Source organism: Arhodomonas aquaeolei DSM 8974 (assembly GCF_000374645.1).
Classification (GTDB): domain Bacteria; phylum Pseudomonadota; class Gammaproteobacteria; order Nitrococcales; family Nitrococcaceae; genus Arhodomonas; species Arhodomonas aquaeolei.
The window spans coordinates 89110-115351 of the sequence record NZ_KB894805.1 but is presented as its reverse complement, the minus strand read 5'-3'; the positions used below and the strand labels follow the sequence as shown (position 1 = coordinate 115351).

The following is a 26242-nucleotide window of genomic DNA, read 5'->3' as shown; positions in this document are numbered from 1 at the left end:
GCGGGCGGCATAGGCTGGCCGCCCCAGGCCGCAAAGATCCAACGCGGCGAAACGGAGAGTGTCGGCTGCCTCGAGCAGCCGATCTACGGCAGGAATCCCGGGCGGTGACAGGCCGCGCGGGTTGGCCGCTCCTGGCAGACCGGTAGGTCGTGCACGGCCGCGTGCTGTGTGCGACATCTTCAATGAGCACGCCGGAATGTCGCACGCCTGCGGCGCACGACCTACGCGAGTTCCCGTAGGTTGGCTGCTCCTGGCAGCCAACATCAAACCGCGTGAAACGGAGGATGTCGGTGGCCGTCAGCAGCCGAGCTGCGGTAACGATCGCGGCCGGATCAGTACGCCGCGGGCACCTCGAGCACGCCGCGGGCGATGGCGTAGCCCATCGCGGCCCCCATGGCGACATCCGTGGGATAGTGCAGGCCGAGCACCACCCGGGAGCAGGCGATCAGCACGGTAAGCACGGCGAGCGCCCCGGTCAGTGCCGGGAAGTGGGCCGCCGCCACGGTGGTGAAGCCCACCGCATGCAGGGTATGGCCGGAGGGGAAGCTGTACTGGTCGAGCATGCGCGTCGCCGAGCGGATGCCGGCGTCCGTGGCGCAGGGGCGCGGCCGCGCCGTGCGTGCCTTCACCCATTTGTAGGCCGCTAGCCCCGCCAGCGCGAACGCCGCCATACGCAGGCTCGCCTCCGCTCCGGCGCGCCCCTGGGTCAGGGGCAGCACGAGCATGAGCACGTACCAGAATACCCCGTCGCCCAGGCGGCTGACCCCGGTGAACAGCCAGCGCACCGTGGTGAACCGGCAGGCGCGGTTGGCGTGCAGACACAACGCCCGCTCCGCCGTCATGACCCGTCCCCAGCCTGCAATCGCCCGTGTCGGCCGCATCGACGCACCCTCGCCGTGGTTGCAACGGCCTCAGCGTGCCCCGGGCAGGTGGCAGTGCGGTGACGCGGTTATGACGGGTTACGGTCAGCGGGCTATTCGGTGCCCGGGTGCTCCACATCCGCGCCGCCGTCGGCGCGCTCCAGCGCGACGGCGACCACCACCGGCCCGGCGAGACGGACCCAGCCGCGGCCGCGCTCCTGCTCCGGACCGTTGAACTCGAAGCGGTACACCCGCCCCAGACGCAGCCGCCCGGTGGCGTCGCGTACGAGGTAGTAGCGCTCCAGGGCCACGGTATCGTCGAGCAGGGTGACGCCGCGCCGGGTGCACACGCGCCGGCAGCGTCCCAGCGCCGCGGCCCGCGCACGGAGGTTCACCCACCAGGCCATGGCGAGGGCGGCAAGCAGCGTCAGCGGCAGCAACCCGGGCGGTGTCATCGCCTCCCCCCTCAGGTGAACGCCAGGACCACGATCATCGCCGGCACGGCGAGCAGGCTGCTCAGCAGGATCAGGCTGGAGGCCAGAGCCTCGTCGCCGCCGAGCTGGCGTGCCAGCACGTAGGAGGCGGACGCTGCCGGACAGGCCAGCATGATCAGCGCGATGCGCGTGTGAGCCGGCGACAGCCCCAGCGCCCAGGCAAGGAGCGCCCCTATCGCCGGCAGCGCCGCAACCTTGAGCACCGCCCCGGCCAGCGCCCAGCGCACCCGCCCGCGCACGCGGGACGTGCACAGGGTACCGCCGATGCACACCAGCGCCAGGGGCAGTGCCATCTGCCCCACCGCGGCGAGACTGCGGTCCAGCATCACCGGCAGCGTCGCCCCGGCCAGGGCGAGCCCCAGCCCCAGCGCGCAGGCGATGAGGATAGGATTGGTCACCAGGCCGTAGGCCAGTCCGCGGATCATCCCGGCCCCACCGCCGCGGCCGGCGAGCAGCACCACGACGGCGGCGATGTTGTAGAGCACCACCAGCGGACCGAAGAGCAGCAGCGCGCTGGACTGCGCCGCTGCCACCGGCGCCCGTTCAACCGCCTCGAAGGCATAGATCACCACCGGCAGCCCGATGAAGGCGAGATTGCCACGGAAGACGCCCTGCACGAACGTCCCCGTCGCCGAGGCCGGCAACCCCAGCATCCGGGCCGCCACGTAGGCGATCAGGATCCCGCCCACGGTGGCACCGATGGCGACCGCGAGCAGCCCGGTGACCGCGCCGAACTCCGGGTTCGCGGAGGCGATGCGCTGCACGAGCAGCGACGGCAGCCCCACCCAGTAGGTCACACGATTGAGCTCGCGCAGGGAGCGCTCGGAGAGAAAGCCGGTTCGGGTCAGCCCCCAGCCCAGCGCAATGACGAAGAACACCGGGGCCAGGGCATTGAGGATGGCGAGCAGGACGGGCCTCCTTGATCGGTGGACACAACCCCGTCGAGGGTGATGCGCTTCACACAGTAGCTGTCGATCCGCCGCTACTATGGCGGTAAAACAACAGCATAACACCGCCGGCCACCCCGGATCGGCGGGACAACGAGGAGGAGAAGAGCCCATGGCCTGCGTGATCGCGGAGATTCGCGACGAGGCGCAGTCCGGTGGCCGGGTGGCCCCGCTGGTCCAGCGGGCGGTGCTGCTCGCCACGGTGCTGCGCACCCGGCATACGCTCGACTGGCTCAAGACGGAGCTGAACGGCTATGCCCATGATGCCACCCTGCCGGACTACCGCCGTGGCGACGGCGGCGTGCTGATCGCCTGGCGCCCGGGCGACGGCTGGATCCAGGCCCCCATCTCTCCGGCGATGGCCTCGCGGCTGTCGCACTTCGAGCTGCGCACCGGCGTGGAGGACCTGGAGACCCAGATCGAGGAGCAGGGCCCGCGCGGGGCAGCGCGGATGGAGTTCGACGGCGACGAGCTCGCCGCCCTTCAGCAGGAGGCCAGACTCGACACCCGGTTATCCCTCGCCCTGCCCCAGACGGCCATCCCCACGGTGCTGGAGACCGTCCGCCAGGGCCTGATCGCGTGGGCGGACGCGATGCTGGAGGCCGGGGTCGAGGGCGAAGGCAGCGCCTTCAGCCGCGAGGAACGGACCCTTGCGGAGCCGGTGGACGAGGACTTCCACAACCTCGTGGAGACCGCTGCCGAGCACGCCCGGGCACAGGTGGCGGCCAGCTCGTCGCGCCGGCGCGGGTTCTTCTCGCGGCTGTTCGCGGGCTGACGGCGACAGCCGGACAGCGCGGGCGGGGGTTTCACGGACGGATCAATTGTTCTTATACTAACAGTCCGTGTAACGATCAAATTCAGGGAGCAACATGCAGTCGTCACCCCGCAATCCCGCCGTCGAGCCCCTGTTCCAGCCGCTCCGGGTCGGTGACGTGGCGGTCCCCAACCGCATCGTCATGGCCCCGCTTACCCGCAACCGCGCCGGCGGGGGCAACGCCCCCACCGAGCTGATGGCCCGGTACTACAGCCAGCGCGCCGGCGCCGGCCTGATCGTCGCCGAGGCGACCCAGATCCGACCGGACGGCCAGGGGTATCTCTATACCCCCGGCATCCACAGCGACGAGCAGGTGGCCGGCTGGCGCCGCGTGACCGACGCCGTGCACGAGGCCGGCGGCCGTATGGCACTGCAGCTCTGGCACGTGGGCCGTATCTCCCACACGTCACTGCTCAACGGCGAGGCGCCGATCGCCCCCTCGGCGATACGCGCCGAGGCCAAGACCTATACCGCCAATGGCTTCGAGCCCGTCTCCGAGCCGCGGGCGCTGGAGGCCTCGGAGATCCCCGGACTGGTCGCCGACTATGCCCGGGCCGCCGAGCGCGCCCGCGACGCCGGCTTCGACCTCGTGGAGATCCACGCCGCCAACGGCTATCTCATCGAGCAGTTCCTCAAGGACGGCGCCAACCAGCGCACCGACGACTATGGCGGCTCCATCGAGAACCGCGCCCGTCTGCTATTCGAGGTCACGGACGCCATCGTCGAGGCCGTCGGTGCCGGCCGGGTGGGCATCCGGATCTCTCCGGTGACCCCGGCCAACGGGATCAGCGAGAGCGACCCGACACCGCTCTACGAGCACGTCGTCGACGGCCTGGCCGCCCGCAGCCTCGCCTACGTGCATATCATCGAGGGCGCGACCGGGGGGGACCGGGAGTTCCAGCCCTTCGACTATGCCGCCCTGCGCCGGCGTTTCCCCGGCTGCTGGATGGCGAACAACGGCTACACCCCGGCAATGGCGGGCGAGGCCGTCGCCAGCGGCTACGCCGACCTGGTCGCGTTCGGACGCTCGTTCATCTCCAACCCGGACCTGGTGCAGCGCATCGCCCTGGACGCGCCGATGCAGAAGGCGGACTCCAGCACCTTCTATGGCGGCGACGAACGCGGCTACACCGACTACCCGTTCATGGAGCAAGCGGCCACCGCGTAGTCCCGGCCGGGCACGGAGCGGCCCTGCAGGGCCGCTCCGCGGCGGTCACTGGCCGTCGCTGAGCATGGCGTAGAGTTCGTCCTTGAGCTGGACGCGGCGCTTCTTGCGATCCTCGACGTAGTCGTCGGAGGGGGTCTCGTTGCCCTCCTCGATGCGCCGCACCTCATGATCCACCTCGTGGTACTCGTCGAACAACCGCGCGAAATGCCGGTCGTTCATCTTGAGCTCGTGGATACGCTCGCGGAACTCGGGGAACTCGTGGACGAGGTCGTGTTTCTCGATCTGCATCGTTACGCCTTCTCGCTGTGACCGTTCGGGGATTACTAATCTTCTCAGAGGTCTTGTCATGCGTCAGCCGGACCGTGCGCCAATGGGGCAAGACGCCAGGCGCGCGATATAACCGGCACCATGAGCGGCGAGCAACGCAGTCCCATCGGCGCACGGTCCAGCCCGAAGGGAGCGCCAGAGCGCTCAGACACGAGACAAGACCTCTGAGAAGATCAGTATCATGGCCCGGCAGCGGCAGGACCGCTTGACCCGGATCATCTATCCGCCACGATGAGGGTGGGGGCCGGAGACGACAACCGACGACAACCACGGAACAGGGACTACCCGATGAGCGAAGACCGCGTGACCCGACTGAAGGCCATGGAGCGCGAGGAGCTCGAACGGATCGAGGGCTACGAGCGCCACGTCCGCCGCGCCGACGGCGCCCTCGACCGCGATACCGAAGAGCAGGCCATCGAGCTGGAGAACGACGAGGTCGTCGAGCGGCTGCTGCAGACCAGCCGCGAGCGCGTCGAGCAGATCCGCCACGCCCTCGCCCGCATCGACCAGGGCCAGGGAGGGACCTGTGAGTCCTGCGGCGGTCCCATCGCCGCCGATCGGCTGGAGGCACTGCCCACCGCCACGCTGTGCAGCGACTGCGCCAGCGAGCAGGACTGACCCAGGCGCATCCCGGAGGAGGAGAGACCCATGCCCGCATTCCATGGAATGCGCCGGGCCCTTGTGGCCCTGGCGTTCACCGTTCCCCTGGCCGCGGTCGGCGCCGACCGCGGCGCGACCGTCGCCAGCAGCGGCAATGGCGACGGCGCCCCGCCCTGCGCGAGCTGCCACGGTGCGGACGGCGGCGGTAACGCCGCCGCCGGCTACCCGCGGCTGGCCGGCCTGCCCGCAGAGTACCTGGCCGCCCAGCTCCACGCCTTCGCCGACGGCCGCCGCGTCAACGCGGTGATGAAGCCGACCGCCTCGGCGCTATCCGACGCCGACATCGCCGCGGTCGCCGAGCACTACGCGCAGATGGCGCCCCCCGCCGGCGATGGCGGCACGCCTGGCGACCACCCGCAGGGCCGGCGCATCGCCCAGGACGGCCTCTGGGAGCAGGGCGTGCCCGCCTGCACCACCTGCCATGGCCCGGACGGCCGCGGCGTGGGTAGCGTGTTCCCGCCACTCGCCGGCCAACACGCGAACTACCTGCGCAACCAGATCGAGGCCTGGCAGTCTGGCGACCGCCACGACGACCCCCACGGCCTGATGGCCTCTGTCGCCGGACGCCTCGAGGCGGACCAGGCAGCCGCCGTGGCCGAATACTTCGCCGCGCTGCCCGCCACCCGGCAGTAGGCGCCGGCGGAACCGAGAGGAGAACCATCATGACGACCCGCATGCACGCCGCGATCCCGGCCGCCGTCGCGCTAGGCCTCGCGCTCACGTTCGCCGCCGGTGCCGGCCATGCCGCCGACGACCTGCGCGCCCAGAAGGAGCTGGCCCCGAGCCCGGACGCCGGCGAGGCGGGCTACCACCAGGCCCCCTCCCCCGACGCCATCCCAGACGGCGCGTTCGGCGACTCCGTGCGCCGCGGCCGCGAGGCATTCATCCATACCCGCAAGAACGCCGGTCAGTACGTCGGCAACGGCCAGGAGTGCGCCAACTGCCACGTCGGTGGCGGCACCGTCGCCAACTCCGCGCCGTTGTGGGGCGCATGGCCCGTCTACCCGAAATACCGTGGCAAGAACGACCACGTGAACACCATGGACGAGCGCATCCGCGGTTGCTTCACCTACTCCATGAACGCCCAGGATTCCGAGGCCGGCCATCCACCGCCGCCGGACAGCCAGGTCCTCAAGGACATGCAGGCATACATGTTCTGGATGGCCCAGGGCCTGACCGTCGGCAAGGCCGCCCCGGGCCGCGGCTACAAGGCGGTGCCGAAGCCGGACGGCGGCTACAGCATCGACCGCGGCAAGACCGTCTACACCAAGGAATGCGCCATCTGCCACGGCGACGACGGCCGCGGCCGCTTCGCCGCCGACGGCACCCAGATCTTCCCGCCGCTGTGGGGCCCGAAGGCGTACAACTGGGGCGCCGGCATGCACCGCATCAACACCGCCGCGGCCTTCATCAAGTACAACATGCCGCTCGGCAAGGCGAACCCGGCGGCCGCCGAAGGCGTACTCAGCGACCAGGAGGCGTGGGACGTGGCCGCCTATATCAACAGCCACGAACGCCCGCAGGACCCACGCTTCGAGGGCGATATCGCCAGCACCGACCGCGACTGGCACAACCACACCTGCCTCTACGGTGACGAGCGCGACGGGCACACCATCGGCACCGGGGCGAAGGCACAGTGAGCGCCGCCGCCGGGGCGACTGCGCCCCGGCGGCTCAGAACAGCACGGTGAGCTGCAGCGCAAGCCTGTCCCCCACCCCGTCGAGGTGGGCGTCGGGCCCGGCGGCCTCGGAGCTGAAGTCCCGTACCGCATAGTTGAGCGTGGCCCGGGTCTTTTTCGTGAAGTGGTACTGCACGCCCGCCGTCCAGGTCTCGAAGGTGGCCCGGGTTGGCTGGTCGAGGTTGCGGCGGTAGGCGTCGTAGCGCAGCTGCAGTTCCCAGGGCGTGCCGGGGACGAAGTAGGCGCCCTCGATGTAGCCGCCGCGAGCGCGATAGTCGTTGAACAGCTTCTCCGGAGCGTGCTGGCCCTGGAAGATCATGCCCTTGCCCTGCATGAACTCCGCGCTCACCCGGAACGGACGCCGGAGGTAGTACGCGCCGACACCGTAGCGGACGCGGTCCTGCGTCCGGCTGCTGTCATAGGCGTCCGTGCGCTCGCCGCCCTGGTACCAGCCGAAGAACTTCAGCGTCGGCCGGAAAGGGCCGCCGCCGGGACCGTCGAAGAGGTACGCGGAGGACCAGTAGAGATAGAGGTCCTCGTCACCGTCCGACTCGTCCATCTGCACGCCGCTGCCGTTGCCGAGCATCACCGCGTAGCTGTGCTCCCAGCGGCCGGCGTCGAAGGCGTCGAAGACCTGCACGCCCGTATCGCGGAACGCCCCGACGGGGTTGGAGAAGGCGTTCATGTCCGCGTCCGGGGTCGACTGCGGCGGGACGTTCGTCTCCCCGGCCTCGGGGAAGCGCTCGAGCAGGAGCTGGTTGGTGACGGTGGTGTAGTTGACGTAGGGCAGCGCGATGATGCCCTGCATCCCCTCCTCCGAGCCCGGTGTCTTGAACAGACCGGCACGCACCCGCGCACCGTCGATGGCGTTCACAGTCACGCTGGCATCGGTGAGCTGGGGACTGTAGCTGTCGTAGCGCCCACCGTTGGTGAGGCCGTTGTTGCCGAACTCCGCGAGCACGAAGTAGTTGATCCGCGGGTCCCCCGGGTGCGCGGCGCCACGCACGCCCACACGGGCGCGCTTGATGTTGAAGCCGGACTGCTCGTCCAGCCCCGGGCCGATCAGCTTCGGCGGGATGTAGGCATCCCCCGGCCCGCTGTCGCTGAAGTCGCGCTGGTATTCCGGCTGGATGAAGCCCCAAACCCGGGCCAGGGGCGGATTCTCCGCGCGCTCGGTGCCCTGCAGCATCAGCCAGTTGGCGGAGCGGGCGAGCCCGGCCCAGCCGATGCCGACGCACAGACCGAGGGCGACGGTGGCGAGACGCGTGTGACCGTGTGTCATGGTGATGGTCTCCGAAAGGTATGAATCGTTGGCGCACGGCGGCCACCGGCGGACGGCCGGTGCCGGTGTGATGCGGTAACGCCCGCCCGGGCCGCGCTGCGGCCCGGGCGGGCCTCAGGTGGCCCGTTCCAGCCGCGCGGGCAGCGCCTGCCGCACCGCCGAGCCGCAGGCCCAGTCGACCCAGCCGTTGGGTGCCTCGCGGGTCGGGTCGACGATGCCGAGGTCGTTGAGGTTGACGCCGGCGCCGAGCGCCGGGTCGTGGGGCGTCTCCCGGCCATCCACCACGTGGGCGCGGGCACCGAGCTCGCGGTGGCCGTAGCCGTGCTCCACGGCGAGCACGCCGGGCATGACGCCGTCGCGCAGCAATGCCACCCCGGAGACCCGCCCGCCAGGGGTCACCAGCATCACCGCCTCGCCGTTGGCGATGCCGAGCCGCTCGGCGTCCCGGCGGTTGATGCCGACGGGGTTTTCCGGGTGGACCTGGCGCAACCGGGGCGAACCGATGGACGACGAGCTCTGCAGGTTCGACTTGTAGGCGGTCAGCCGAAACGGCCACGACTGCGCCGGGAACGCCTCGCGCGCATCGCTACCGTCGGCGAGCCGCGCCGGATACCACGTCGGGCAGCCACTGAAGCGCTCGCCGGTCACGGCATGGCGCTTCGCCGCCACGGTCTCGTTCCACAGGCACTGGCCGCGTTCCCAGCGCGGCAGGGCGTCGCCTTCCGGCTCGGCCCCGAAACGGCCGCCGCGGGCCAGCACATACGCGGCACGCCGCCATTCGCCGGCCGTCAGGATCCCGGTGAGATCGGGTTCGAGACGGGTGACGCCGGTGACGGCGAGGTCGTCGTCGTCCGCCTCCGGCACCGGCTCGCCGACATGGGCGACGTTCGCCACCGCACGCAGGTAGAAGTCCGCCGCGCGGTGGAAACCGTGGAGCCCGCCGTCGGCGTCCGGGATCGCGCCGTCGCCGAAGCCCGGCAGCCCCAGGCGCCTGGCGGCCGCCACCAGAAAGCTCTCCAGCGCCACCGGCTCGCCCTCGGCGGTGCGCGCCGTGCGCGGCTCGACCACCGGCCAGCGCGCGGTGCTCGTCTTTCGCCGCACGCCGGACCACGGCGCGGTGAAGCCCCAGCTCTCGTAGGTGATGGTGTCCGGGACGATATAGTCCGCGAACGCATTGGTCTCGTTGACGAAGGCATCCACGCCGACCATCAGCGGCAGGCGCTGCGGGTCCTTCAGCCGCTCCGCCACCGCACTGCGCAGACCGGCCTGGCCGTACAGCGGGTTCGCCAGGTGGTTGATCCAGACCTTGGCCGGATAGGGATAGCCGGCGAGCGCGGAGGCCAGGTGCTCGGTCAGGATCGGCGGCGAGAAGGGGTACCACGGCGCCCGCGCCGGATACGGCGACTCGCCGGCCTCGACCTTGCGGCGGTACTCGCTGGTCTTTTCGTAGGGGAAGCGGCTGCGCGAGAGGAACACCCCCTTCGGCTTGACCATGCCCGGGAAGGTCTTGAGGTCATAGCGCGGCCCCCGGCCGAACTCCGGGTAGTGGCCACCGGCCAGGGCCGTGCCGCCGCGGGCGTTGAGGTTGCCCACCAGGGCGTTGAGCATCATCACCGCGAAGGCGGAGTAGAAGCCGTTGCCGCTCATCAGCCCGCCGTGGGCATCCACCACCGCCTGCTTGCCGTAGCTGGTGAATGTCCGCGCCAGGGCCTCGATGGCCGCCACCGGCACACCGCACTCGGCGCTGTACTCCGCCAGCGTGAACCGCTCCGCCTCCTCGCGGAGCCGCTGCAGGGCGGACTTCACCCGCACGGGGCTGCCGTCGACGGTCACGGTGGTATCCACGAACAGCCGCGCCGGCGCGGCGGCGGTGTGCGCCCGCCAGTGGCCGTCCGAGGCGTCGGCGACCACGAACACCTCGTCGTCGCCGTCGGCGGGCCAGCCCAGGTCGCTGCCGCGCAGCAGCCGGCCCTCCAGCGGATGCCCCGGCTCGCTGACCACCAGGTGCGTCGCGTTGCCCCAGCTCGGCTCGCCCGCGGCGGCCATGGCGGCGGGCCCCGGCTGGGCGAGGTGACGGGCGTCGTAGCGCTCGTGGGCGATGATCCAGCGGATCATCGCCATGGCCAGGGCCGTATCCCCACCGGGCCGGATGGGCAGCCAGGTATTGCCGGGCTGGCTGGCGAGGCTGGAGCTGTTCGGCAGCGCCGGCGAGACGACCACGTACTCCAGCCGGCCCTCGGCCCGGGCGCTCGCGAGCTGCCGGCCCTGGCGCTTGAACGGCTTGCCGGACTGCGCCGGCGCCGTGCCCATGAACAGCGCGAAACGCACGTGCTCCCAGTCCGGCTTGACGTGGGCGTACTTGCGCATGTCGTTGAGCCAGGCGCCGGAGCCGGCGCGGAAGGCGAAGCCGCAGTAGGCACCATGGTGGCCGTAGTTGCGGCTGCCGAAGGCGTTGAAGGTGAAACGCCGGACCAGCGCATCCCGCCCCTCGTTGGCGCCGGTGGTGAACAGCAGCTGGTTCGCCCGGGGGCCGTACTCGGGGCTCTCGGGATCCACCGGGGTATCCAGATCGCGTACCGCGCGCAGCCCGTCCACGTGGCCCTCGCCGAAGAGATCGCCGCCCTCGACCACCTCCTCGACGAGCTGCTCGAAGCTGATGGTCTGCCAGCGGCCACCGCCCCGCGGCCCCACCCGCTTGAGCGGCTGCGTGACACGGTACGGACTGGTGAGCTGCTCCAGCATGGCGGCGCCGCGGGCGCAGGCCGTTGAGCGCCCGTCCAGGCCGGACTCGCCGCCCAGCCGGGCGAACGCCTCGCGCACCGGTGTGGTGTAGTCCTCGGGCCGTTCGTGGGAGAGCGGATTGTAGGGGTTGCCCGCGATGCGCAGGATCCGGTTGCCCGTGGTGTCCACACGGGCGCGGACGCCGCACAGCGTCCAGCAGCCGAAGCACTGGGTCAGGCTGACGACCTGCCCCTCGGCCATGGTGACCGCCCCGGTCTCCGGGTCGATACGGCACTCCGGCGGCAGCGCGTTGCCGGCGATGCGGTCCTGCGTGGGCACCCCGGCGGTACCGCGGACGAGCCCCCTCACGGCGTTGACGGCGGGGCCGGCATAGCCGGCGGCGAAGACACCGAGACCGCCGGCGGCGAGCCCGCCCTTGAGCAGATTGCGGCGTGTTTTATCCATGAGCGACCTCCCGGGGAGCGGCCGCCGCCGGACCCTGGGGCCAGCGGGCGGCGACGGTGGAGACGATGATCACGACGGCGACCCACAGGCCGAAGGTGGCGACGATGCCGAGCAGACCGTCGCTGCCCAGAGGCAGCTCGTAGGGATAGAGCCCGGCGCCGTACTTGGGCACCGTCTGCACGTTGATGAACACGACCCAGCGGAACGACCAGGTACACAGCAGCGCCGGCACCGACAGCCACCAGCTGTGCGCGAGCAGCGCCGGGCGGCGCAGCGCGAGCGCCGTCCCCGCGATGAGCAGCCCCCCCACGGCCGCCGAGCCGGCGTACATCACCCGCCAGAACGGCTGCTCGACGGCGAGGCGCAGCGCCTCGGCGAACGACGCCCCGCCGCCGGCGCCGAGGCCGAGCGCGCCGGTCACCGCCCAGCCGACGGCGGCCGCGGCGGTGGCCACGAGCGCGGCGAGCTGGACCCGGTTCGCCAGCCAGTAGTCGTCCCCGGAGGCGACGCCGGACCAGCGCAGGGTGAACAGCACCGCCCCGACCGCCCCCACGAGTGCGGTGAGCGCGAAGTTGAGCGGCAGCCAGTAGGTGTGCCAGAGCAGGCGGGCACGCACGATCATGACCTCGGCGCCGGTGTAGACGAGCACCGCGAGCGCCAGCACCGCGAGCACCACCGCCAGGGCGAGAGCGGTGCGCCGCCGCCCCGCCCCGCCGCGCCAGTGCTGCCAGGCCACCGCGTAGGCCAGCAGGGCCGCCACGTAGGCCGGCAGCAGCAGCGAGCCGATGGACATCCACGACCATGGCGTGAAATGCGCGTAGAAGTGCCAGAACCGCCCGGGCTGGTGGAGGTCAGCGAGCAGCGCCACCGGCGCGACCACCCCGGCGGAGACGGCGACCAGCACCGCCGCCGGCTGCAGCCGCCGCAGCGGGCCGCCCGCCTCGCCCGCCGACGCCAGCAGTGCCGCGGCGGTGCTCAGCCCGATGAAGAAGAAGTACTGCACCGCCCAGGGCAGCCAGGCCACGTCCTGGGCGGGGACGATGATCTCCGTGATCGTCATGCCGTGGCCTCCTCTGCGGCATGCTCCGGCTGGAACCACAGCCCGGGCTGGCCGTCCACGCGCTCGACGAAGGCCTCGTTCATGCCGAGATAGAACACGTGCGGCCGGGTCCCCATCTCCGGCTTGAGCACGCGGATGTCGTCCTCGTGCTCGCGCAGCATCCGGCTGATGGTGCTGTCCGGGTCGCGCAGGTCGCCGATCACCCGGGCCCCGCCCACGCAGCTCTCCACGCAGGCGGGCAGCAGCCCCGCCTCCAGGCGATGGACGCAGAAGGTGCACTTGTCGGCGGTACGGGTCTCGTGGTTGATGAAGCGCGCGTCATAGGGGCAGGCCTGCACGCAGTAGCCGCAGCCCACGCAGCGCTCGTTGTCCACGACCACGATGCCGTCACGGCGCTGGAACGTCGCCTGCACCGGGCAGACCGGCACGCACGGCGGCTCGTCACAGTGGTTGCACAGCCGCGGGAGCATGAAGCTGGCGACGCCGTCGCCGTCGGACTCCGCCACCTCGTACTGGTGGACGATGGTGCGGAACTGCCCGATGGGGGGCCGGTTCTCCAGCGAGCAGCTCACGGTGCAGGCCTGGCAGCCGATACAGCGGCGCAGGTCGATCAGCATCGCGTAGCGGCGTTCCGGATCGCCGCCGCGGCGTGGCGGCTGCTCGTTGATCGCCGCCCGGGCCTCGCTGAGGGGGATCGTCGCCGCACCGGCGGTGAGCACCCCGGCCCGGCGCAGGAACTCGCGTCTGCTTGGGTCCATGATCACGCTCCGAAAGATGATGTCGCGATCATGCTGTGCCGCCGCGCACGGCGCCGGTATTGTGGTTTTCCACATATCCGGGTGTGGCTTGATCTGGGACAATCAATCCGGGTTTTCCGCACGGAAGGTGAGGCGTCTGTGGCGATTTCCAGGCTCGTGTTCGGCGTGATGCTGCTGCTGGGCACGGCGGCGGGCGCGGCGGAGCCGCTGACCGTGGGCGTGCTCGCTTACCGCGGCGAGGGCCGCGCGCTGGAGCGCTGGACACCGACGATGGACTACCTCCGGGACGCACTGCCAGGGCGACGCTTCCAGATCCATCCCCTCGACCTGGACGGGATGGCACGGGCACTGGACGACGGCGATCTGGACTTCCTGCTGACCCAGCCGGGACAGTACGGGATGCTGGCACCACGCTACCGCCTCACGCGGCTGGCGACCCTGCGTCCGGCGGACCGCGGCTCCGCCCGTCACGCCACCGGCTCGGTACTGCTGGTACGCGCCGACAGCCGGTACCGGGACCCGGAATCCCTCGACGGCCGGCCGGTGGCCGCGGTACACCCGCGGGCATTCGGCGGTTTCCTGCTGCTCCGCGCCGAGCTCGCCCGGCAGGGGATCGACGCCCGCGAGGCCTACGACCTGCGCTTCCTCGGCTACCCCGTGGACCGCCTGCTCCTGCGCCTGCAGCGGGGCGACGTCGACGCCGCCATAGCGCCGGCCTGCCTGCTCGAGCGCATGGATGCCGAGGAGCTGGTGGCGCGCACCGACTTCCGGGCGCTGATGATCCACGACACGGCCGGGGACTGCCTCACCAGCACCGCCCTCTATCCGGCATGGTCGTTCGCCGCCCTGCCCGGCACTTCCGAGGCCCTGAACTCGGCGGTGGCCCGGGCGCTTCTGCGCATGCCCGCCGAGGACGGCGGCCGCTGGGGGGCACCGGTCTCCCAGGCCCGGGTCGAGCGGCTGCTCGACGAGCTCTCGCTCCACCCGATGCGCCCGCCGCTGTCCGAACAGATCGCCGCCTGGGTGGCCAGGAACCGGGCGCTGGTCGTGCTCGCCGCCCTGTTCGCCCTGCTCGGGCTGCTGCACCACTGCTGGCTGCAGGCCCTGGCCCGGCGGCGGGCACGCCAGCTCCACGCCACGCATGCCCGGCTCCAGTCGCGGGAGCGCGAGCTGGCCGCGGCACAGCGCGCGAGCCTGGTCGGCGAGATGGCGACGGAACTCGCCCACGAGCTGAACCAGCCCCTGGCCGCGATCCGCAACTACGCCGAGGGCTGCCTCGTGCGCCTGCGCCGGGACGATCCCGCCCATCCCCTGCTGCCGATACTCCACCGGATCGACGACCAGGCGGAGCGCGGCGCCGCCGTGGTCGCCCGCACCCGGGCGTCGCTGCGGCGCGAAACGCCGCCGAACCGGCCGGTTCGGCTGGGGCCGCTGATCCGCCACGCACTGGCCCTGCACGAGCACCCGCTGCGCCGGCGGGACGTCACCGTGTCCGTCGACGTCCGGCCGCCGGAGCTGACCGCGTGCGCCGAGCCCCACGCCCTCGAGCAGGTCCTCGGCAACCTGGTGACCAATGCAATCGAGGCATACGCCACTACCGGCTGCGGCGGTCCGCTATGGATCGAGGCGGGGACGGCGAACGATACCGCGATGATCCGGGTACGCGACGCTGCGGGCGGCTTCCCGGCGGCCCACCTGGACGAGCCCTTCGTGGGCTTCCGCAGCACCCGGCCCGAGGGGCTCGGCATGGGCCTGCTCATCTGTCGCCGGCTGATGACGGCCCAGGGCGGCGCCATCGCGCTGGCGAACCGGGACGACGGTGCCGAGATCACCCTGCGACTCCCCCTGGAGACAGACGACGATGCCTGAGCCGGACATCCACCTGGTTGACGACGACGCCTCCACGGGCGATGCGTGCCGGTTCCTGCTCGAGGGCTACGGCTACGGCGTGACCTACTGGTCCGCCGGCACGGACTTCCTCGCCGGCGCGACGCTGGAGGCCGCGGGCTGCGTGATCCTGGACCTGCGCATGCCGCGGATGGACGGCACGGCAGTGCACGCGGCGCTGCGGGAGCGCCGCAGCCCCCTGGGCGTGGTGATACTCACCGCCCACGGGGACGTACCCACCGCGGTCGAGCAGATGAAGCAGGGCGCGGCGGACTTCCTCCAGAAACCGGTGAACGGCACCCGCCTGATCGCGGCGGTGGACACAGCGCTGGCGCGCTCGCGCTCGGCGTGGGAGGTGCGGATACTGGCGCAGCGGGCGACGACGCTGAGTGAGCGCGAACGCCACGTCGCCAGGCTCGTCCGCGACGGGCTCACCAACCGGGCCATCGCCGAACGCCTGCACGTCGCGGTGCGCACCGTGGAGGTCCACCGCGCGGCCGCGATGCGCAAGATGGGGGCCCACTCCAGCGCGGAGCTCGCCGCGCTGTGGCAGCGCGTCGCCGATTGAACGCCGCCCGCGGGGCGGCGCATGACACGGTATCGGGGACACCGCCGGGACGTCGCATCGTCCCGGCGACGGTTCACGGGCTCAGAAACGCGCCGTCAGCTTGACCCAGGCGTTGCGCCCGGGCTCGTTCACGCGCCCGGTACGGGTACCGGCGTCCGCCGATCCCGAGGCGAGGTGCTCGGCGTAGGTGCGGTCGAACAGGTTGTCCACCCCGGCGGTGACCGTCCAGCGCTCGCCCGGACGATAGCCCGCGTTCACGGACACCACGCCGAAGCCGCCGGTCTCGCCGATGTCCGTGCCGTAGATGGTGCCGCTGCCCGGGTCGATACGGTCCTGGCGGGCAACGCCGCGCAGGAGCACGCCGCCGGACCAGGGACCGTCGTCGTAGCGCAGACCCAGGGTGCCCTCCAGCGGCGGCATCTGCGCCAGGGGCACGCCGTCGGTGCGGTTCTCGCCGCGGACGTAGGACACCGTGCCGGTCAGCGCCCAGCGCGTGGTCAGCGCGTAGCGCAGGTCCAGCTCACCACCGACGGTCCGTGCCCGGATGTTGCGGGCGTCATCGCCGTCATCCGTGATCAGGATGTAGTCGTCGATACGGCTGTAGAACAGCGCCACGGTGGTGGTCAGCCGTGAGCCGCGGTACTGCCAGCCGGCATCGAGCTGTGTGGCCCGCTCCGGGTCGAGGGGGAAGTCGCGGTCGCGCTCCCAGAAATCCGGCGAGCGCTGGGCGTGACCGAGGCCGAGATAGACACTGGCCGGGCTCGCCGCGAGCTCGTGCTCCCAGCGGGTGAAGCCGCTGAGGTTGGTGTCGCTGTCGTCGGTGCCCGCGGCGACACCGCCGTAGCCGTCCGGGTCCATCATGGTGACCTGCCTGTCGGCGGTGACCGTGACCTCGTCCGCGCGGGCGCCGACGACCACACGGTCCCGGGCACCGAGGTAGTGCGCGAGCTCGCCGAACACCCCGGTCTGGCGGAAGGTGGCGACGTCCTCGCGGTCGCCGAGCGCGGGCTCGCCGGTGGCGCTCATGGCCATGCGCCCGTCGCGGGCGCTGTGCTGATAGTCCACGCCGGTCACCAGCGCCGTCGCCGCGGACAGGTCCAGGGTCGCCTCGATCCGCCCGCCCCGGGTCACCCGGCGGGGGTTCATCACCCGGTACACCGACGGCGCGGTGTCGCGCAGGGTGTAGTTGTCCATGACGTGATCGATCTCGTTGCGGTAGAGCGTCGCCTCCACCCGGGCGATCAGCGGCGAGATGTTCTCACGGGTGGCCCGAAGGCTCACGCCGGTGCGATCGAAGGCGGCACCGTCCATACTCCGGTCGGCGTAGGCGGCCTCGCCGTCACCGCGCTCGTAAGTCAGCTCCACCCGGGTGTCCGCGTCCGGGGTCCAGCCGGCGATGGCGGTGGTGCTCCAGCGCTCGAACGCCGAGTGCACGGTCTCGCCGTCGCCGTCCTCGTAGTCCCCGGCCTCCGAACGGGTGGCGATGCCGCGCAGGTAGCCGGAGCGATTGCCGGCGGTGATGTCCACGAGCTGGTCATTGCGCTCGAAGCTGCCACCGAGCGCACTGAACACGGCCCGGGTCCCGGGTGCCTCGAAGCGCCCGGTGTCGCGCTCGAAGCGCACGGTCCCGGCGACGCTGGCGCCGTAGCGCACGCTCTGCGGCCCCTTGAGCACGGTGATGCGGTCGAAGGCCTCCGGCACCACGTAGGCCGTGGGCGGGTCCATGCGGTGGGGGCAACCGCCGGGGATGGCGCTGTCGTTCACGCCGATGTTCAGCCGCGAGCCGCCCAGGCCGCGCAGGGCCGGGTCGCCGTTGGTCCCGCCCTTGCGCGAGAGGCTGAATCCGGGAATCGGCTTGAGATAGGCGCCGCCATCGGGGGCCGGCACCGGCTGGCGGGGCCGGCGCGGGTCGGTCACCACGGTGAAGGGATCGCCCATCATCGGGGCGGTGACGACGACGTCCTCCACGGTGATGGATGTGTCTCCGGGCTCGGCCGCGACGGCCGGACACGCGGCGACGGCGGCCGCGAAAAAGCCGCCGGCCACGGGCGCGCGGCGGCGGGCGATACGGGTTACGGGCATGATCGGATGCCTCCTGTCCTGCAGGCGTTTCGGATCGCTACTGACGCTGGAAACGGACACGCCGCGGCACCACCGGCCCACACCACCGGCACTGCGGGGACGCGGTCCGCAGTGGGAGGGCCGGCACGGGCGGTGTTACCGCGGCGCGGTCAGGACAGGACGGGGGGCGCGCGGGGACGCGCCTGGGACGGCACCGGCCAGTCAGACACCTCGGCCGCCGGGGCAATCGGCGGCCGGGGATCGTCGAAAGGCCGGCGGATGCCGCCGCCGTCACCGCCGGCGGGCGGCGGTGCCGGGGCGGCACCCATGCTGTGACAGCCCGGGGTGTCCGGGCACAGGGGGCAACTCTGGGGGGCGGAACCGTCGTCGTCCGAGGCGAGGAGCGTAGCGAGCCGGACCTGGCGGAAGCCGTCACCGGTGCAGATGGTGACCCAGCCATCGTCGGCCGCACCGGCACCCAGGGCGGTGGCCAGCGGCATGCTCATGTTCATCAGCATGAGCAGGCACAGGCCGATCACCCAGGCGGGGCGCCGGTGCAGGCGGTGGATGGCGGGGTTGGTCACGGTGTTATCCGAATATCCATATATCTTTCTGAAATATGGCGACCCTACCCCGCCGGAGGTCCCGGGCAGTTGACCCCGATCAATTCAGGCGGCGACGGCATCCCAGTCGTCGATCAGTCGCTCGACGCCCCGCAGCGCCACGGCATACATGGTGTAGGTCGGGTTGTTCGCCCCGGCGGTGGGGAACAGGCCAGTGCCCGCCAGCACGAGATTGGGCACATCGTGGCTGCGCCCGTAGCCGTCCACCACCGAATCCGCAGGATCACTGCCCATGGGCGTGCCACCCATCATGTGCGCCGTGCCCAGCGGCCCCGCCCAGGCCTCGTCCGCCCCGGCGGCCCGCATCACCGCGAGCCCCTCCTCACGGGCGTGGCGGTGCACCGCCATGGCGTCGTCGGTGAACCGGTGAACCACCTTCGCGGGGCGCCGGCCGTAGCCGTCACGCCCCTCGCCAAGCACGACCCGGTTATCCGGGTCGGGGAGGTCCTCGCCCATCGCGAGCATGTTCGCCATGTGGTGGGAGGCCCGCCGGATGAACGCATGCAGGGCGTCACCGTAGAGGTCCGCCCGGGTGACCGCCATGCCGAGGAGACCATTCGGCTTCATCGCCGGGGCGATCAGCCACTGGTAGCTGCCGAAGCCCTGCTCCCGGTCCTTGCCGTAGCCGTCGCGGCAGCTCAGCTGGGCGCCGCTCACCCCCATGAACGGCTCGGTGTCCTCCTTGAACAGGCCGTAGATTCCCGCCACCGAGTGGGTCATGAACCCGCGCCCCACCTGGCCGCTGCGGTTGGCAAGGCCGTCCGGCCAGTCGTCGCTGGCGGAGTTGAGCAGGATCGCGGGGTTGTGCACCGCAGAAGCCGCCAGCACGACCACGGACTCGGGCTGGAAACAACGCTCACCGTCGGCATCCGCGTACTCGACACCGGTAGCGCGGCCGTTGCGGCTGGTCACACGGATGACGCTCGCATGGTTGCGGATCTCGGCGCCCGCGGCCAGCGCCCCGGGGACATCGCGGACCAGCGGGTTGTAGAGCGCCCCCGTCGGGCAGCCGGCGTCGCACCAGCCGTCATAGATACACGCGGCCCGTCCGGCGTAGGGCTGGGAGTTGATCGCCATGGGCATGGGCGCCGTGTGCATGCCCATGGCCTCGAAGCCGCGACGGATGGCCTCGGCCTGACCGAAGGTGGCAAGCGGCGGCATCGGGTAGGGATCGCCCGCCGGGCGCCAGATCTCCGCCTCCGCGTCCCCGGACAGGCCGACGGCCTTCTGGATGCGGTCGTAGTACGGGCGCAGGGTGGCGTAGTCGAACGGCCAGTCCCGACCGCGGCCGAAACGGCTGCGCATCTCGAAGTCCGATTCGTCCAGGCGCAGCCAGGTGCCGTAGTGATGGGTCGCCGCGCCGCCGTTGCCCCAGCCGGCGTTGAACCCGTAGCCGAAGGGATGTTCACCGGTTGTCGCCACCCGCTCTCCCCCCCAGCGCAGGCGGCGGGCCCAGATGAGGCTGCTCTGCAGATCGGTGTGCTGCCAGCCCGGCCCCGCCTCCAGCACCGCCACGGAACGGCCGGACTCCGCCAGGTGGCGGGCATAGAAGGCCCCCGCGGCACCGGCGCCGACGATGACCGCGTCCACCATCTTCATCCGCTTCATGCCACCGCCTCCGGGTCGATGTGGGCCATGTACGGCACGTTCAGGGCGTCGAAGCCCTCAGGCCGGCCGTATACCAGGTCCACGGCGTCGGCACGCAGCACGAAGTGCGCGAATCCGGCCGGCGGCCCCGCCCAGTCCGCCACCTCGCCGCCGGCGATCACGCCGGCGAGATCGTGGGCCGCGTCGGCGGACAGCTCGGCGAAGGGGCAGTCGTGACGCCGCTGCGCGAGGGCATCGAGGGCATGGGCGACACCGCTATAGAAGCCGTTCCACGGCGCGGGCACGTCCAGGTAACGGATCATGAGCAGGCTCTCCGCCGGGTCCACGGAGAGCTGTGCATCCAGGTAGTGCGCCAGACCCGCCTCGTCCGCACCGGGCAGCAGCACCTCGCCGTAGGCGGTCAGGGCCCGGGCCTGGGCCGGCGTGAGCGTGCGCAGATCGGCGCCCTCCGCCCGGGCCTCGCGGGGTGTCAGCCAGGCCGGCACACCACCGACAGTGAACAGCACGGCCCCGGAGGTGGCCCCCTTCAGAAACGTTCGGCGATCCAGCGGCATCTCGGCTCCTCTCGTTTTTGCCCACACGGCTCACCGCCATGTTGTTTTATATATAAATATTTATTGAGTAAAACAGATCCGTGTGGGATTGCAACCGCCGGGAACGGCCCGGGAGCGCGGACGAGGGCTGCCACTGGTCGCTGACGGACGGTCCTCAAGCGATGTTGCAGCGCGTCAAACGCTTTGCTACGCTGCATCGCAACAAGGCTGATGAGTTCGATCAGGCCTTGTGAACTCAAAAGCCTAGGAGGCTCATCATGACGAACACGAACTTCAGTCAGTTTACCGAGCAGTTCGAGAAGACCGTCCTCGGTCCCATGCGTGCCTACGCGACCATGGCCGTGGATCACTTCGAAAAGCTCTCCGAGGTGCAGTACGACGCCGCCAAGGCGTACACCGAGTTCGGCATCCAGCAGGTCCGCTCCGCGATGGACATCAAGGATGCCTCGGACGTGCAGAGCTACTGGCAGCAGCAGCAGAAGGCCGCGGAGACCATCCGTGACCGCGTCAAGGGCGACGCGGAGAAGGTCGTAGCGCTGAACCAGGAGTTCGCCGAGAAGGCGCAGAAGGCCGTTCAGGAGAACGCCAAGACCGTCTCCCAGGCCGCCGGCACCAAGTAAGGCCCGCGCCTGACGCACGGAACCCAAGCGCCGGTCCCCGACCGGCGCTTTTTTTTGCCTTCCTACCCCTACCCGACGACGCTGCACCGCCCCTCCCGGATACAACCCCGCGGCGGCCGTGGTGTATCATCCTCCGCGCCACGGAGCCCGCAAGGAGTGCCGCCATGGCCCGCCCGGCCGCGCCCAACCTCGATCCCCAGACCGTCTTCTTTCCCCTGGCCGCCGTCTACGCCGCCGTGAGCGTGCCGGTCAGCGTGTTCGCGATGGCCTACGGCAGCTGGCCGCCGCTGCTGGGCTCGCCGGCGGCCCACGGGCTCGAGCTCCTCATCGGCTATTTCCTCGCGGTGATCGCCGGCTTCCTGCTGCCCGCGGGCCCCGGCACGGCGGGTACTGCCGCCCTCGCCGGGCTATGGCTCGCGGGCCGCGTCGCCGCCTGGGGATGGCCGCAACCCGCGATGGCGCTCAACGCCGCCTTTGCCGTCGCGATCGCGCTGATGACCGCACCCCGTTTTCTCGGCGGCCTGAGGCGGTGGCACAGCACCCTGTTCGGACTGACCCTGCTCGCCACGGGCGGCACTCTCGCGACCGCGGCCCTGGCGGACGGCGTGCTGCCGCCGGCCTGGCAGCCGAGCACACTCGTCGAGGCAGCACTGCTGGCCAGCACGGTGGTCGTATTCCTTGGCGGACGGGTGGTCGCGCCCGCCACCGGCGGTGCCTGGCCCACGGCGGAGCGCACCGGCATGGCCGCCGTCCAGCCGGCGACCGAGGCGGTCATTCTTCTCGGTATCACCGCCGGTGCGGTCCTGCTGCCCTACCATGCGCCGTCAGCGGCGGTCCCGGTCGCCGCGGCGGGGGCGGCGGCACTGTGGCGGGTCTTTCGCTGGCGGCCGTGGACGCTGAGACACCAGCCGGACGTGCAGGGGCTGATCACGGCCCACGCCTGGACCGGCGCCGGACTACTCGGCCTCGCTGTTGCGTGGGTCGCCGCTCCGCTGCGGGCGGGAACGATGCTTCATGTCCTGCTCATCGGCGGCCTGGGCACCTTCGGCCTGCACCTGATGGCACGGATCGCGCTGCAGCGCGCCCGCCAGGGTGTGGCCGGCATCCGGCTGCTGCCGGTCGCGACGGTCCTGCTTGCCGTGGCGACGCTGGCGCAGTTCGCCCCGGGGCTGATCCCGGTGGCCGTCGGCCTGTGGAGCCTCGCCTTCGTGCTCGTCGCCCGGCTGCTGTTCAATCTCTCGCGGGAACGCTGGCGGGCCGCCTTCGCCACGGGGTGGTTCCGCCGCCTGTGACGCCGCGCCGGCCGGCGGCTGTGCCACAATGGACGGATCCCCACGCAGCGGAGGCGTGACCATGAGCGAAGCGCGCATGAGGGCGATGGTGCTGCCGGCACAGGGCCGGCCTCTGGAGGCGCAGGAGTGGCCGGTACCGGAGCCGGGCCCGGGACAGATCCGCCTGCGTGTACGCGCCTGCGCGGTCTGCCGTACCGACCTGCACGTGGTCGACGGCGACCTGCCCGACCCCACCCTGCCCCTGATCCCCGGCCACGAGATCGTCGGCACCGTCGACGCCGTCGGTCCGGGCGCAGAGCGCTACGGCATCGGCGACCGGATCGGCGTGCCCTGGCTCGGCCACGTCTGCGGCAAGTGCGATTACTGCCGCAGCGGCCGGGAGAACCTCTGCGACGACGCCCGTTTCACCGGCTACCAGCTCCAGGGGGGCTATGCCGAGTACACCGTCGCCGACGAGCGCTTCTGCTTCCCGATCCCCGAGCCCTACGGCGACGCCGAGGCCACCCCGCTGCTGTGCGCCGGGCTCATCGGACAACGCGCCCTGCGCATGGCCGGCGACGGTACGCGGCTGGGCCTCTACGGCTTCGGCGCGGCCGCGCACATCGTCGCCCAGATCGCGCGCCACGAGGGCCGTCGGCTGTTCGCCTTCACCCGCGAGGGCGATACCCGTGCGCAGGCATTCGCCCGGCGTCTCGGCGCCGAGTGGGCGGGGACGTCCACGGACGCGCCGCCGGAGCCGCTGGATGCGGCGATCATCTTCGCACCGGTGGGATCGCTGGTGCCCGCCGCGCTCCGTGCCGTGGCCAAGGGCGGACGGGTGGTGTGCGCCGGTATCCACATGAGCGAGATACCGGCCTTCCCCTACCGCATCCTCTGGGAGGAGCGCAGCATCCGCTCGGTGGCCAACCTAACCCGCGCGGACGGCGAGGCACTGATGCGCGTGGCCCCGGCCGTACCGGTGACGACCCATGTGCAATGCTATCCGCTGGGCGAGGCCAACCAGGCCCTCCGGGACCTGCGTGACGGCAACCTGGAGGGCGCGGCGGTGCTGATCCCGTAGCGTCCCGGGATCAGCAGCGGGCGGGAATCGTCTTCAGGAGGCGCTGGCAGCCAGGCCTGCGGCCTCGATGCCGGCCACCGCCACGGCCTCGTCGGCGTCGGAGGCGTCACCGCTGACGCCGACGGCGCCGATCACCAGGCCCTCGCCGTCGAGCACGAGCACGCCGCCGGCCACCGGCACCGCGCCGTTGTCGGCGACGCCGCTGACCGCGGCGAGGAAGGCCGGACGCTCGGCGTTGGCGGCGCCGAGGGCTCCGCTGGCCACGCCCGTGCCCAGAGCGGCCGACGCCTTGCCGCGGGCGACCTCGAAGCGCACGGTCCCGGCGCCGTCCTCGCGCTCGACCACCACCGGATGCCCTCCGCCGTCGACGACGACCACGGTCATGGGCTTGAGGTCACGATCCCGCGCCGCCTTCAGCGTTTCGCGGGCGATCACTCGCGCCGACTCCAGCGGCAGCAGCGTCCGGTGCTTGTGAAATCCGGCCATTGAGCAGTCCTCCCCGTATCCATCGATTGCTTCGCCCCGGCGCCGAGACGCCGGACTGGTGTCCTGGATCAGGACACCGGCAGCCTACCCCAAGCCGTCGGCCACAGGGAAACCGAACCATGGGAACGGGCCCCCGACAAGGCGGGATGACACGACGCGAAATGGATTCACCTTTGAACCGATAAAAACAAAGATACCGCCAGTCAGTGCGTTACAGGAACGTTACGCAATAAAAAAGGCATTCGATCAAAAATGTTGCAGCGCATCACCACCGCTGCTACGATCCAGTCAGAATAACCACAATGGATCACGGCTCTCACAAGGAAAGAGGTGGATAACCATGAATCAGCTCAACTTCGACCAGTTCAACCAGCAGATCGAGAAGAACCTCCTCACCCCGACGCGCGACCTGACGGTCATGGCCCTCGACCACTTCGAGAAGCTGGCCGAGGTGCAGTTCGAGGCGGGCAAGGCCTACACCGACATGGGCGTGCAGCAGCTGCGCGCGCTGCTCAACGTGCGCGACCAGAAGGGCGTGCAGGACTATGTCGAAAGCCAGCAGAAGCTCGCCCAGAGCGTGACCGACCGGCTCAAGGGCGATGCGGAGAAGGTCGTCGCCCTGAACCAGGAGTTCACGGAGAAGGCCCAGAAGGCCGTGCAGCAGAACGTCACCAACGCGACCAAGGCCGCGCAGAAGGCCACCAGCAGCCAGAAGGCCAGCTGATAGTCCGTGTGGCCGCCGCGGGGAGACACCCGCGGCGGCCTTTCCTTCCCGCACTCCCCCCGTTTTCGTTCGAATGATTCTGGCCTGCATCCTCCGGCGGCAGTAGACTCGCCGGTTTGGACGGAGGCAGCGCATGACACATCGCCACCCGCCCGCGGGCCTGGCCTGGCTGATCTGGGGACTCGGGGCGTGTCTTTACCTCGTGGGCTTCTTTCAGCGCGTGGCCACCGGGGTGATGGGCGACGAGCTCATGAGCGACTTCGCCATCGGCGCCGCCGGCCTGGGCAACCTCTCGGCGTTCTACTTCTATACCTGCGCGGCCATGCAGATCCCAACCGGACTTCTGGCGGACAATTGGGGACCGCGCCGGCTGCTGACGGCCGGCAGCGTGGCGGCCGCCGCCGGCGGCCTGCTCTTCTCCCTCGCGCCGCAATTCTGGCTCGCCGGGATCGGACGGGCCGTGGTGGGGGGCGGCGTCGCGGTGGCATTCGTGTGCATCATGAAGCTCGCCAGCCACTGGATGGCACCGAGGCAGTTCGCGTTCGCCATGGGCAGCGCCCTGCTGGTGGGGATCATCGGGGCGGTATCCGCCGGCGTTCCGCTCGCCGCCGCGGTCACCACGGTGGGCTGGCGCCCGGTCATGGCCGGGGTCGCGGTGGGCACCGCGATACTCGCCGCCGCGATCTGGTGGGTGGTCCGCGACGATCCCGCGCCGGCGGGCTATCGCAGCCACGCCGCGGTGGCCCACGGCGACGGCCCCGGCGCCCGCGAGAGCCTCGCGACCGTGCTGCGCTACCGCGAGACCTGGCTGCTCACACTCGCCCCCGGCGGACTGGCCGGACCGGTGCTGACCTTCGCCGGGCTGTGGGGCGTACCGTTCCTGGTCACGCACTATGGCTTCAGCCGCACCGAGGCCACCAGCTACTGCACCCTGCTGCTGGTGACCTGGGCCCTCGGCGGCCCGCTGCTCGGCGCCCTTTCGGACCGGCTCGGCCGCCGCCGCCCCCTGTATATCGCCGCCTTCGCCACATCCGCCGCAGCATGGGCGGCGGTCATCCTGATACCGGCGCTGCCGCCGATGGCTCTCGCCGCGGTACTCGCGCTCGCCGGGTTCGCCGCCGGCGGCATCATCATCGGCTTCGCCCAGGCCCGGGAGGCAGTGCCGGCGGAGTGCGCGGGCACGGTGGGCGGTGTCGTGAATACCGGCGTGCTGATCGCGCCCATGCTGCTGCAACCGGCGATCGGCGTGGTGCTTGACTGGAACTGGGACGGCACGCTCCGCGGCGGGACGCACATCTATCCGCTCCACGCCTATACCGAGGGCTTCGCGCTGATGCTCGCCTGGAGCATCGCGGGCACGATCCTGGTAGCGCTGACCCGCGAGCGCGCCCCGCAGGCGCAAACGGCCTGACCGGGGCACCCGAACGGCACCGCGGCAGGGCCTTTCCGGGCACTCTTGCGCCAGATCAAGTTGACCTCGCGCATGCCCGCTAGAATGCCGGAGTCACCCGTCTCTAGCGAGTTC

25 protein-coding genes are annotated in these 26242 nt (G+C 71.2%); 12 read left to right on the top strand and 13 right to left on the bottom strand.

What is annotated here, in order from left to right; translation table 11 throughout:
• Positions 1 to 332 precede the first annotated feature (332 nt).
• The 3 genes from C516_RS0108400 to C516_RS0108390 all read right to left on the bottom strand — a co-directional run bounded on the left by C516_RS0108400 (position 333) and on the right by C516_RS0108390 (position 2415).
• Positions 333 to 842: a phosphatase PAP2 family protein gene (locus C516_RS0108400; protein WP_018717927.1), complete on the bottom strand. Its 510-nt coding sequence runs from the start codon at positions 840 to 842 to the stop codon at positions 333 to 335.
• A 131-nt stretch (positions 843 to 973) separates the two neighbouring features.
• The gene (locus C516_RS19050) at positions 974 to 1315 is read right to left on the bottom strand and encodes a DUF3301 domain-containing protein (protein WP_084594135.1); all 342 of its coding nucleotides are present in this window, start codon (positions 1313 to 1315) and stop codon (positions 974 to 976) included.
• Positions 1316 to 1326: 11 nt separating this feature from the next.
• Positions 1327 to 2415: an AEC family transporter gene (locus tag C516_RS0108390; protein ID WP_084594134.1), complete on the bottom strand. Its 1089-nt coding sequence runs from the start codon at positions 2413 to 2415 to the stop codon at positions 1327 to 1329.
• Here C516_RS0108390 and C516_RS0108385 point away from each other — a divergent pair.
• Together C516_RS0108385 and C516_RS0108380 are read left to right on the top strand one after the other, a co-directional pair.
• Positions 2414 to 3076: an AbiTii domain-containing protein gene (locus C516_RS0108385; protein ID WP_018717924.1), complete on the top strand. Its 663-nt coding sequence runs from the start codon at positions 2414 to 2416 to the stop codon at positions 3074 to 3076. The two genes, C516_RS0108390 and C516_RS0108385, sit on opposite strands and share 2 nt — an antisense overlap.
• 94 nt (positions 3077 to 3170) lie before the next feature.
• On the top strand, positions 3171 to 4283 hold the full coding sequence (locus C516_RS0108380) for an alkene reductase (protein WP_018717923.1): 1113 nt from the start codon (positions 3171 to 3173) through the stop codon (positions 4281 to 4283).
• A 45-nt stretch (positions 4284 to 4328) separates the two neighbouring features.
• On the opposite strand, the gene C516_RS0108375 is transcribed toward C516_RS0108380, so the two are convergent.
• Positions 4329 to 4571, bottom strand: a complete 243-nt coding sequence (locus C516_RS0108375) for an HP1242/YdcH family protein (protein ID WP_018717922.1) — start codon at positions 4569 to 4571, stop codon at positions 4329 to 4331.
• 327 nt (positions 4572 to 4898) lie between these two features.
• Here C516_RS0108375 and C516_RS0108370 point away from each other — a divergent pair, with 327 nt between their 5' ends.
• Genes C516_RS0108370 through C516_RS0108360 form a run of 3 tightly spaced genes read left to right on the top strand, consistent with a single transcriptional unit; the run spans position 4899 to position 6910 of the window.
• Entirely contained in the window at positions 4899 to 5228 is a 330-nt protein-coding gene (locus C516_RS0108370; protein ID WP_018717921.1) for a TraR/DksA family transcriptional regulator, read from the top strand.
• Positions 5229 to 5258: 30 nt separating this feature from the next.
• The gene (locus C516_RS0108365) at positions 5259 to 5903 is read left to right on the top strand and encodes a c-type cytochrome (protein WP_156831172.1); all 645 of its coding nucleotides are present in this window, start codon (positions 5259 to 5261) and stop codon (positions 5901 to 5903) included.
• A 29-nt stretch (positions 5904 to 5932) separates the two neighbouring features.
• Positions 5933 to 6910 (top strand): c-type cytochrome, encoded by a 978-nt coding sequence (locus C516_RS0108360; protein WP_018717919.1) that lies wholly within the window; start codon positions 5933 to 5935, stop codon positions 6908 to 6910.
• Positions 6911 to 6943: 33 nt separating this feature from the next.
• On the opposite strand, the gene C516_RS0108355 is transcribed toward C516_RS0108360, so the two are convergent.
• From C516_RS0108355 to ttrB, 4 genes are all read right to left on the bottom strand, one after another.
• Entirely contained in the window at positions 6944 to 8230 is a 1287-nt protein-coding gene (locus C516_RS0108355; RefSeq protein ID WP_018717918.1) for a porin, read from the bottom strand.
• A 114-nt stretch (positions 8231 to 8344) separates the two neighbouring features.
• A complete protein-coding gene (locus C516_RS0108350; RefSeq protein WP_018717917.1) occupies positions 8345 to 11416 on the bottom strand; it encodes a tetrathionate reductase subunit A in 3072 nt (1023 codons plus the stop codon).
• Positions 11409 to 12476 (bottom strand): NrfD/PsrC family molybdoenzyme membrane anchor subunit, encoded by a 1068-nt coding sequence (gene nrfD, locus C516_RS0108345; protein ID WP_018717916.1) that lies wholly within the window; start codon positions 12474 to 12476, stop codon positions 11409 to 11411. The genes C516_RS0108350 and nrfD overlap by 8 nt, the downstream gene beginning before the upstream one ends.
• Positions 12473 to 13234 (bottom strand): tetrathionate reductase subunit TtrB, encoded by a 762-nt coding sequence (ttrB, locus tag C516_RS0108340; protein WP_018717915.1) that lies wholly within the window; start codon positions 13232 to 13234, stop codon positions 12473 to 12475. The genes nrfD and ttrB overlap by 4 nt, the downstream gene beginning before the upstream one ends.
• Positions 13235 to 13372: 138 nt before the next feature.
• On the opposite strand from ttrB, the gene C516_RS0108335 reads away from it, so the two are divergent.
• The gene (locus C516_RS0108335) at positions 13373 to 15103 is read left to right on the top strand and encodes a PhnD/SsuA/transferrin family substrate-binding protein (RefSeq protein ID WP_051088206.1); all 1731 of its coding nucleotides are present in this window, start codon (positions 13373 to 13375) and stop codon (positions 15101 to 15103) included.
• Positions 15096 to 15689, top strand: a complete 594-nt coding sequence (locus C516_RS0108330; RefSeq protein ID WP_018717913.1) for a response regulator — start codon at positions 15096 to 15098, stop codon at positions 15687 to 15689. The genes C516_RS0108335 and C516_RS0108330 overlap by 8 nt, the downstream gene beginning before the upstream one ends.
• Positions 15690 to 15770: 81 nt before the next feature.
• Here C516_RS0108330 and C516_RS0108325 read toward each other — a convergent pair whose 3' ends face one another.
• The 4 genes from C516_RS0108325 to C516_RS0108310 form a co-directional block, all read right to left on the bottom strand.
• Complete coding sequence (locus tag C516_RS0108325) at positions 15771 to 17771, bottom strand: TonB-dependent copper receptor (protein WP_018717912.1); 2001 nt, start codon at positions 17769 to 17771, stop codon at positions 15771 to 15773.
• 149 nt (positions 17772 to 17920) lie between these two features.
• A complete protein-coding gene (locus C516_RS0108320; RefSeq protein WP_018717911.1) occupies positions 17921 to 18334 on the bottom strand; it encodes a hypothetical protein in 414 nt (137 codons plus the stop codon).
• Positions 18335 to 18418: 84 nt separating this feature from the next.
• Positions 18419 to 19981, bottom strand: coding sequence for an FAD-dependent oxidoreductase (locus tag C516_RS0108315; RefSeq protein ID WP_018717910.1), 1563 nt, complete (start codon positions 19979 to 19981; stop codon positions 18419 to 18421).
• Positions 19978 to 20535 (bottom strand): twin-arginine translocation signal domain-containing protein, encoded by a 558-nt coding sequence (locus tag C516_RS0108310; RefSeq protein ID WP_018717909.1) that lies wholly within the window; start codon positions 20533 to 20535, stop codon positions 19978 to 19980. Before C516_RS0108310 ends, C516_RS0108315 begins: the two co-directional genes overlap by 4 nt.
• A gap of 257 nt (positions 20536 to 20792) precedes the next feature.
• Between C516_RS0108310 and C516_RS0108305 the strand changes: the two genes are divergently transcribed.
• The 3 genes from C516_RS0108305 (at position 20793) to C516_RS0108295 (ending at position 23507) form a co-directional block, all read left to right on the top strand.
• The gene (locus C516_RS0108305; RefSeq protein WP_018717908.1) at positions 20793 to 21155 is read left to right on the top strand and encodes a phasin family protein; all 363 of its coding nucleotides are present in this window, start codon (positions 20793 to 20795) and stop codon (positions 21153 to 21155) included.
• A gap of 164 nt (positions 21156 to 21319) precedes the next feature.
• The gene (locus C516_RS0108300; protein WP_018717907.1) at positions 21320 to 22447 is read left to right on the top strand and encodes an NnrS family protein; all 1128 of its coding nucleotides are present in this window, start codon (positions 21320 to 21322) and stop codon (positions 22445 to 22447) included.
• A 61-nt stretch (positions 22448 to 22508) separates the two neighbouring features.
• Complete coding sequence (locus C516_RS0108295; RefSeq protein WP_018717906.1) at positions 22509 to 23507, top strand: zinc-dependent alcohol dehydrogenase family protein; 999 nt, start codon at positions 22509 to 22511, stop codon at positions 23505 to 23507.
• Between the two features lie 33 nt (positions 23508 to 23540).
• Here the strand turns inward: C516_RS0108295 and C516_RS0108290 are convergent, their stop codons facing one another.
• Positions 23541 to 23993 (bottom strand): GlcG/HbpS family heme-binding protein, encoded by a 453-nt coding sequence (locus C516_RS0108290; RefSeq protein WP_018717905.1) that lies wholly within the window; start codon positions 23991 to 23993, stop codon positions 23541 to 23543.
• A gap of 340 nt (positions 23994 to 24333) precedes the next feature.
• Between C516_RS0108290 and C516_RS0108285 the strand changes: the two genes are divergently transcribed.
• Positions 24334 to 24717: a phasin family protein gene (locus C516_RS0108285; protein WP_018717904.1), complete on the top strand. Its 384-nt coding sequence runs from the start codon at positions 24334 to 24336 to the stop codon at positions 24715 to 24717.
• 133 nt (positions 24718 to 24850) lie between these two features.
• Positions 24851 to 26128 (top strand): MFS transporter, encoded by a 1278-nt coding sequence (locus tag C516_RS0108280; protein ID WP_018717903.1) that lies wholly within the window; start codon positions 24851 to 24853, stop codon positions 26126 to 26128.
• Positions 26129 to 26242 lie beyond the last annotated feature (114 nt).